At 61.8% G+C, this 8,240-nt stretch carries 10 protein-coding genes; 2 read left to right on the forward strand and 8 right to left on the reverse strand.

What is annotated here, in order from left to right; translation table 11 throughout:
- The first annotated feature begins 64 nt into the window (after positions 1-64).
- A complete protein-coding gene (locus tag EH240_RS16960; RefSeq protein ID WP_125000124.1) occupies positions 65-868 on the forward strand; it encodes a tetratricopeptide repeat protein in 804 nt (267 codons plus the stop codon).
- Between the two features lie 185 nt (positions 869-1,053).
- On the opposite strand, the gene EH240_RS16970 is transcribed toward EH240_RS16960, so the two are convergent.
- From EH240_RS16970 to EH240_RS37960, 8 genes are all read right to left on the reverse strand, one after another.
- Complete coding sequence (locus EH240_RS16970) at positions 1,054-1,500, reverse strand: hypothetical protein (RefSeq protein ID WP_125000128.1); 447 nt, start codon at positions 1,498-1,500, stop codon at positions 1,054-1,056.
- Between the two features lie 12 nt (positions 1,501-1,512).
- Positions 1,513-2,871 carry a type II and III secretion system protein family protein gene (locus EH240_RS16975; RefSeq protein WP_245436122.1) on the reverse strand — a complete coding sequence of 453 codons (1,359 nt, stop codon included), beginning with the start codon at positions 2,869-2,871 and terminating at the stop codon, positions 1,513-1,515.
- 57 nt (positions 2,872-2,928) lie between these two features.
- Positions 2,929-5,097 (reverse strand): type III secretion system export apparatus subunit SctV, encoded by a 2,169-nt coding sequence (sctV, locus tag EH240_RS16980; protein WP_125000130.1) that lies wholly within the window; start codon positions 5,095-5,097, stop codon positions 2,929-2,931.
- Positions 5,094-5,285 (reverse strand): hypothetical protein, encoded by a 192-nt coding sequence (locus tag EH240_RS39025; protein WP_245436124.1) that lies wholly within the window; start codon positions 5,283-5,285, stop codon positions 5,094-5,096. The genes sctV and EH240_RS39025 overlap by 4 nt, the downstream gene beginning before the upstream one ends.
- Before the next feature lie 137 nt (positions 5,286-5,422).
- The gene (locus EH240_RS16990; RefSeq protein ID WP_125000134.1) at positions 5,423-5,821 is read right to left on the reverse strand and encodes a hypothetical protein; all 399 of its coding nucleotides are present in this window, start codon (positions 5,819-5,821) and stop codon (positions 5,423-5,425) included.
- A 38-nt stretch (positions 5,822-5,859) separates the two neighbouring features.
- Positions 5,860-6,801 (reverse strand): SctD/MshK family protein, encoded by a 942-nt coding sequence (locus EH240_RS16995; RefSeq protein WP_167484046.1) that lies wholly within the window; start codon positions 6,799-6,801, stop codon positions 5,860-5,862.
- Between the two features lie 181 nt (positions 6,802-6,982).
- A complete protein-coding gene (locus tag EH240_RS17000) occupies positions 6,983-7,165 on the reverse strand; it encodes a hypothetical protein (RefSeq protein ID WP_125000138.1) in 183 nt (60 codons plus the stop codon).
- Positions 7,166-7,187: 22 nt separating this feature from the next.
- Positions 7,188-7,424 carry a hypothetical protein gene (locus tag EH240_RS37960; RefSeq protein WP_167484043.1) on the reverse strand — a complete coding sequence of 79 codons (237 nt, stop codon included), beginning with the start codon at positions 7,422-7,424 and terminating at the stop codon, positions 7,188-7,190.
- Here EH240_RS37960 and EH240_RS17005 point away from each other — a divergent pair.
- Positions 7,413-8,240, forward strand: coding sequence for a MurR/RpiR family transcriptional regulator (locus EH240_RS17005; RefSeq protein WP_245436131.1), 828 nt, complete (start codon positions 7,413-7,415; stop codon positions 8,238-8,240). The two genes, EH240_RS37960 and EH240_RS17005, sit on opposite strands and share 12 nt — an antisense overlap.

The raw sequence follows: 8,240 nt of genomic DNA on the forward strand, positions 1-8,240 counted from the left end.
TGTGGTTCCAGTCTGTCGATGCTCTGTGTAAGGTGGGGGCGGGCTTGAATACGGAGAGGTGGATATGCGGTTGCATGTCGTATTCTTGCCAATCGCCGTCACGCTGGCGCTGTCCGGTTGCCAGACGAGCAAAACCAGCTCGATCAACGCGAAGGCCCAAGCCCCGTCCTCGCAGTCGGATCGACTGATCAAGCTTGCCGACGATATCGATGCGCGCGGGGACAATGGTACCGCGATAGCGCTCTACCAGCGTGCGGCAGCGATGCCGGACGCCAAGGCGAGCGCGTTCGTCAAGGCGGGCGACGCCTATATGCGGGCGGGATACCCGGCCGATGCCGCTAAGGCCTATCAGGCCGCGCTCGCAAAAGCTCCCAACAACGGCGGGGCGATGCTCGGTCTTGGCTCGGCCATGATAGAAGCCGGCGATATCGATGCCGGCATGCGTGCGCTCACGCAGGCGGCGCCTTTGGTCAATAGCAGCGCCGCTTACAACCGATTGGGCGTAGCGCAGACATTTGCCGGCCAGACTGCCGAGGCGCAGGCGACCTTCGCCCAGGCGTTGAAACTTGCGCCTGGCGATCTCGACGTCGAGACCAACATGGCGTTGGCGGCAGCCCTTGAGGACAATTCCGCCACGGCACTTCCGATGGTGCAGAAGATTGCCGCCGCACCCGGCGCGCAATTGCACCATAAGCGCAATGTTGTGATGGTCTATGGACTTCTTGGCCAGGCCGATCAGGTCAAGGCCTCGCCACCCATCGGTCTGACGACCAAGGAAGTGGCCACTTTGCTCGCGCGTGCCAGAACCATCCGGTCGAAGGGCAGCACGCAGGCCAAAGCCAAAGCGCTCGGCTCCATCCTCGGCTAAAGCACTTCCAGGAAAGGTGCGAAACGGCTTTCCGTCCGGAATAGCGTCAAAACAAAGAGATAGAGCGGTTTGCCGTTTCAGTGAAACGGTGAACCGCTCTGATGCGCGGGAACGGAAGGCCTGAAGCGTTCTTCCGCCGGGCTTGACGCGCAGAGCAATGCCACGCGGGCGATGACCGAGGCGGCTCACTCGACTGGAAGCGTCGTTTGCGGCGTTGCCGGCGCGCTGTTGGCGCCGCCGATAGGAGCCTCCTCGCCGTCAAGGTAACGACGGGCCGCGCGCGCGGTCGGCGCGGCGGCCGCCGGCCCCATGCGGCGGCCCTCGACGAGGTCACGCTGGCTTTCGGCCATGCGCTGAAGATTGTAGGCATTGGCGCAGCCGGCCGGCAGATGGGAGCCGACGCCGGAGACGATAGTGAGGTCGGTTCTGGCGGCGGAGTTGTCGTCGTCGGCCGGTTCGGCCAGACATGCATTGGGAGCCAGGATGGAGCCGCTGCCTTTCTCGGAGCCGCCGGCATCGGTCGAAACATAGCTGTAGCCGGGCGAATAATCCTGCCGCTGTTGCGGGCTGTTCACGCAGCCGGCAAGAAACAGCGCGGGAAGCACGGAGCAGAAAGCGGTGCGCAATGTCATGGTCGTTTCCCGCTATTTGATGATCAGACCGGTCGCCGACGCGTCATTGGCGTGCTTGCGACTGAGCCGCTTGGCAGCCGGACGATCGAGTGGGGTGGCGAGACTGTCCCGCACCGGCGCCACCAGATAGGGCGTGATCAGGATGACCAGTTCGGTCTCTTCGTGCTGGAAGCGCTGCGATTGAAATAGCGGACCAAGCACGGGCACATCGCCCAGAACCGGAAATTTCTCCAGGTTGCGCGAGGTCCGCTGCTGGAAGAGGCCGGCGATCGCAAAGGTCTGACCGCTCGCCACCTCCACCGTCGTGTCCGCTCTTCGGACCACGAAGCTCGGCATGGCAAAGCCGTTGGCGGTTACGGAGCCGGCATCCGACAAAGAGCTGACCTCCGGCTGGACGTGGAGCGCGATGCGATTGCGGCCGATGAGCGTCGGGGTGAAGCCGAGGGATACGCCGAAAGGTTTGTATTGAATGGTTGTGACGTCGGATCCCTGCGCAATAGGCACCGGAATTTCTCCACCGGCTAGAAAGTTCGCCGTCTGTCCGGTCACGGCGGTCAGGTTCGGCTCGGCCAGTATCTTGACGACGCCATTGCGTTGCAGGGCTTCGATGAGGACGTCGAAATTAAGGCCGTGCCCCTGGTCGAGGCTCAGACCAAAATTCCCATCGCCCGAAGGCACGCCATTGTCCTGGAACATGTTGAATTCGAAGCCGCCGCTCTTGTATCCGACAGACCAGTCGACGCCGTACGACTGCAACTCCGTGCGCGAGACTTCGGCGAAACGGACGCGGATGTTGACCTGCTGCGAACCCTGCACGGTCATGTTGTTCAGTGGCGGCTGTTCCGGCGGCGAGAATGTGCGTGCGACATTGTCCAAATCCTTTGCTTCATCGACGCCTCGTGCCTCACCCGTGATGACGATGCGGGTTCCGAAAATGTGGAGATTTGTCGCCGAATTCGGCTGCATTGCATGCTTGGCTTCGGAGGCGGGTGTGACATCGGGTGTGACGCGGAATTGAGCCGTTGCCTCGATCCGCTCGTCGGCAGTGACCGCAATGAGATTGGTCAGGCCGGGTTTGAGGCCGAAGACATAGACCATGCTTGGCGACACGACTTGGAGGTCCGCGATCGTGGTGTCCGCCACCAGGACGGATTCGACCGGTTCATTGAACCGCAACAAGCGCCCTTGCCCGACCGGCAGGTCGAGCGATGGCTTGCTCGGCAATGGCGATGCGTTCTGTGCCGTCGCGTCGGCAGGTGTAAACAAAAACGCCAGCAAGAAGCCAACCGTCGCGATAGCGAGCCAGCGCATATCCGACCGCCCGGCGGAAGCAGCGGATCGAGCGCGTGCTGCGGTATCGTGGATTGTCATGCCGTTCCTCTCCTGAGCATGTGAATTCCCCAACTGTCCCCCTCCGTCGGCCTCGCGTCATGAGGCAGCCTCTTGCGCGGCTTTCGCCTGAGCCGACGGCAGCGACTGGGAGGCATTGCGCGCGCCAGCCCTGCCGGAGCGTCCGGCGATCGTGGCCAAGGGCTGGACGTTGAATTCCTGAGCGAGTTCCTGGAAGGACAGAACCGGAAGCTCGATGGCATTGTGCGTGAGCAGGCTGCGCATGTGACGGCGCACATCCATCGCGGCGAGGACGACCGGGGAGACATCGGTGGAGTTCTGCGACTGCGCTCGCTCGATTTCGGCCACCAAAGCCTGCGCATCATCGTCCGAAAGGTTCAGGAATGTGCCGGTCGATGTGCTTTGCACAGCGTTGCGCAGAACATCCTCCGCCGACCGCTGCAGCACATAAGCCGCGATGATGTTGTTGCGGCCGGCGGAGCGGAAGCTGATCTGGCGCTTCAGGGATGTGCGGACATATTCCGTCAGCAGGACGACGTCCTGTTCGCGTTGGCCCCATTCGATCAGCGCTTCGAGGATCAGGCGCAAATTGCGGATCGGCACGTTCTCGCCGACAAGCCGGCGAAGCACTTCCGCGATCTTCTGCAACGGCACGATCTCCTGTGCCTGCCTGACCAGATCCGCATAATCCGGCTCCATGTCCGACAGGAGCCTGCGTGTCTCCTGAATCCCGACGAAATGGCCTGCATAAAGCCGAAGTGCATTTCCGGTCCATCTGGCCGCTGTTTCCGCCGGTGCTGAGAAGACGAAACCGGCTTCTTTCAGTGCCGATATCTGGCTGTCGTCGACCCACACGAATTTGCGCTGACCGGCAATCGAAGCACCTTTCTCGTAGGTTACTTCGAGCAGATCGAGATGCGTTGCGTCCGCTTCGACAAGAACCCGGTCGGCAGGAATCTCGGCACCCAGGATGGGCGCGCCCTCCAGGTCGACACGGATGCATCGTGGCGAAAGCATCTCGTCGACCTGCATGCCGATAGCCGGAACGTCGACGCCGAGATCGCCGAAGAGTTCGCGGCGCACGCCGTCGGCGAGCGCGGCAAATTCGGACTCCGGGATCGAGCGTCCGAGTTCGGTTCCGAGGCGTACGACGATGCGATAAGAGGCGGGTAGCGTTCCGGCGGGGATTGCTGAAAGCGACGCGGAATTCCCCGGTTGTTCGTGGAGGGTGATCGGGCCGATGTCTTTAGCTTCGGATTCCTGGGCGGTTCGGCGATTGATTGCATAAGCGCCGGCTCCGAAGCAGGCGCCAAGGATCAGGAACACGATGGAAGGGAAGCCTGGCACCATGGCAAGGCCGACCATGATCACCGCGGCGAGTGCCAGCGCTCGGGAGTCCCGCAGGAGCTGGCTGGTAATTTGCCGGCCAAGGTCGCCCGTTCCATCCGCGCTGCCGACGCGCGTCACCATCGTGCCGGCGGCGACAGCGACGAGCAGTGCCGGTATCTGCGCCACCAGTCCGTCACCCACGGTGAGCAGCGAGTAAGTCGCAGCCGCGTCCCCCAGGGACATATCGTGCTGCAGCGTTCCGACCGCGAAACCGCCGACAAGGTTGACCAGAATGATCACGATGCCGGCGATGACGTCGCCCTTGACGAATTTCATGGCGCCGTCCATCGCGCCGAACAACTGGCTCTCGCGCTCCAACTGCTGGCGCAGACGGCGTGCCTCCGCCTGATCGATGTCGCCGTTGCGCAATTCGGCATCGATACTCATCTGCTTGCCAGGCAGCGCATCGAGTGTGAAGCGCGCGGCCACCTCGGCGACGCGTTCCGCACCCCGCGCAACCACGATGAACTGTGCGACGGTGATGATCAGGAAGATGACCAGGCCGACCGCAATGCTACCGCCGACGACGAAGGTACCGAAGGCGGTAATGATCTCGCCCGCATCGGCCTGGAGCAGGATCAGTCGCGTGGTCGTGATCGTGATCGCCAGCCGGAACAAGGTGGCGATGAGGATGACCGACGGCAGCGACGAGAACTGGAGCGGATGAGAAACGTAGAACGAAGCCAGCAGGATAAGCACGCTGATGGCGATATTCGCGGTGATGAGAATGTCGACGAGAAACGTCGGCAATGGAATGAGCATCATCACCACAGCGAAGAGCATCAGGACGGCAATGACCAGGTCGCTGCGGCGTGACAGCCTGGCAAGGAATTGCAGGAGGCGCTCCGACACGGTCATCCGACGCCTCGTTGCGACAGGAAGTTGAGCAAGGCACTGTGCGCCTCCGCCTTGCGGCCGGCCACGAGCAAGGCGCGGCTCTTCAGCAATGCAAGCGCCGGGTGATCCATTCCTTCCAAGGTCTCCAGCCTGGCAATCGTGGCGAGCGCCTTTTCCGCCTCGCCATCAAGTATGAGCAGGTGCGCCAATGTCCTGAGGACGCCGGCATTTCCCGGCGCGAGCTGTGCGGCGATAAGCAGGTACGCCGCGCCCCGCTTTGCCTGCCCGTGACACCCGTAGAGATAGCCCAGGACATGCAGCAGATGGACCGTGTCATGCGGGTCGGTCAGATTTCGATTCCTTCCTGCATGCGACCGAGCAGATCGCGATGACGCTCGATTTCGTCCTCCATCAGCGTTCTGGCTAAAGTCTTGAGTTGCTCGCCGCCCTCAAGGTCTGGGACCAGGTGCGTTACAAAATGCTGGAGGATAGGGACAGAGCGACGCAGGATGGCTGGCTCGGGAATAGTGGGCATGACGAAGTTGATGAGGATCTCGTCGAGCGATTCGCCGGTCGCACCTTGAGAGGGGTGGAACTCCGCGGTTTCCGGCTTTTCCGTACCAGCCGCTGACTTCGTCCCCTGAGCACGGTTCGCGGCTTTGTCGACGCCATTCATCCGCCGCCGGTTAATTGCCTGACCGCGCACACCTTCCGCCTGCCGCGCCTCACGGCCGGCCGTGTCCATCCTTGCCGAATCTAGTCGCGGCCCTTCGAGCCGGCGGTTCAAGGATATTTCAGCGCGACCGTGGCGCCGCCCTTGGTCAGGAGAAGTTCCGTCTCGCCGATGTGCTTGATGGTCCAGCCGTCATTCGTGAATGCGCCTTCGTGATAGCGTGCACCGTCGGCGGCGATGACGTAAGGCCGCTCACCATACCAGATTGCCTGCAGCGTCAGGTGCGGAGCCTGCTCCGCGCTGCCGACCATGACTTTGGAAACGAGCGGCACGTGAGCGCCGAACGCCTGATCGAACCAGGACTGCGTTTCCGTCCAGACGCTACTCTTGTCATTCGGGATCATACCCGAGACCACGAGCCGTCCCGGCGAACGCTGAACGGTCAATGTGTTTATGCTGGACTGCTCGAGACGCAGCCTGAGCTGGCTTTCCGCTTCGGCTGCGGTCTGCATTTGCACCGGCGATGAATCGTCCAGAATCTCTTGCCTTGGCTCGCCGGCGAAGGCCAGTCTGACCGGTTCGCCGTCCTGAGAAGATGCCTTTGCACCAATGTCTGGCTTGGCGAAAGAGAACCCGTTCGCAGCAACGGAGACGGTGAACACGGCAAAGAGAACGCTGCCCGCTACCAGGAGAGGGCGATTGGAAAAGGACCACCGTTTAGGAGGGCGTTCCGGGTTGACCAGCCGGATACGGGCGTCGCCGACGCTTATGGTGAGCGGCAGCCTGCAGCGGCTGCCATGTCCCTCATGGATGGTCTCGCCTGTTGCGAGCGTGACATCGCCGCCCACGGCTTCGATTTCAAACTGGCTGCCCTTGCGCCGCAGCCTTGCGTGGATCGGTGCGATGCCGGCATCCCTGAGGACGATGTCCGATTCCGTGCCGGAGCCGATCGTATACTGCGGTTCGACCAGGCTGAGTTCGGCGCCGGCGTGAAATCCATGGATTACGCTGAGCGCAATGGAATGTCCGGATGCCGGGGAAGGGGCGATCATCGATCGGAGCCGGCGCGCTGGCGCCGCATCCAAATATCTGCCGATAGGACTAGCGGTCATGCCACTTCATCTCCCGCCGATGACGATTTCAAATGCAGCCTGACGATGGCGTTGAAAGACTTCTGCCGCGCAAGTACGCCGCCGTTGCTTGCGGCGGCGTATGGGTTCGAGAATCCTCTGCCTAGGCCTTTTCAGCCGACTGGCCGAGCGTCCTCGCGGTGCTCATCAGCATGTCATGCTGGGATTTCGCGATCTCTTTCGTGATCTCCAGCCCAAACATGCGCTCTTGGTGCTTGATCATCTTGTCCAGGTTCTGTTCCGGCGATCCTGCAGAGCTGGACGTAATGGGAGGGGTAGCAGCCATCATTGTCTCCTTGAGGGACTATTCAAGTTACAAACTCCGGACTCACACCGCTGCGATCCGGCAGGTTGCGAAACCAACTTAAGGCAGCATGACCGAAATTGAAAGTCCAGTTGGAATATTCGAGCCACTTCAGTTCCAACTGTTGCGTTGCCGGCGTTCCAGGAGTAACCTGCCAGCCGGGTGAATGGGGTATTTCAGGATGGAAAAAGGTCCTTTGGCGGAGCTGTTGGTCGAACGGTTCGAGAATATGCCGCCGCAACTACGTGTCGCCGCGCGTTTCGTGCTGGATCATCCCAAGGATGTCGCACTGATGTCGATGCGCGAGCAGGCGCACCAGGCCGGTGTTTCGCACAGCACGATGATGCGGCTGGCGCGATGGCTTGGCCTTGAAGGCTACGAGGACATGCGCAGCCTTTATGCGCACGCGCTGCGCGAGACGATCGCCGGTGAGCCGGCGCGACGGGATATCGGACAGCATGGCGACCCGGGATATTCGACCACCGGGGTCGTTGCCGACACGCTAGCGGCCCAGATCTCGAGTCTCGGTGAATACGGCAATGCCATGCAATTCATCGCCGCTGCCGGGCTCCTTGCGCGATCACGCAATCTGTTCGCTCTCGGCTCGCGCTCCGCCTATCCGGTCGCGAGCCATTTCGTTCAGATCATGTCGTTTGTGGCTGGCGGCGACCGCAAGGTGACGCTTGTCGGCGAGATGGCCGGACAGGGTCTGGATGCCCTTCAGCACGCGGGACGTGGCGACGTGCTCCTTGCTGTAGGCATGTCGCCTTATGAACGCACGACGATCGATGTGGCGCGCCAGTCGGCTCGCCAGGGCGTCGGCGTGGTGGCAATCACCGACAGCAGCGTGTCGCCGCTGACCCGGATCGCGCGGGAAACAATCATCGTCACGTCAAATTCGCAGTCGTTCTTCCGCAGCATGGCGCCGGCGTTCGCCGCTGTCGAAATCCTGACGGCGCTGACGGCTGCGCAGTCTGAAACGAATGCCGCAGAACGAGTGAAACAGTCGGAAGAGCAGCTTGCTGCTTTCGGCATTTATTGGAAGCCCCCTCGATAA

The sequence above is a fragment of the Mesorhizobium tamadayense genome (genome assembly GCF_003863365.1).
Lineage (GTDB): Bacteria > Pseudomonadota > Alphaproteobacteria > Rhizobiales > Rhizobiaceae > Mesorhizobium > Mesorhizobium tamadayense.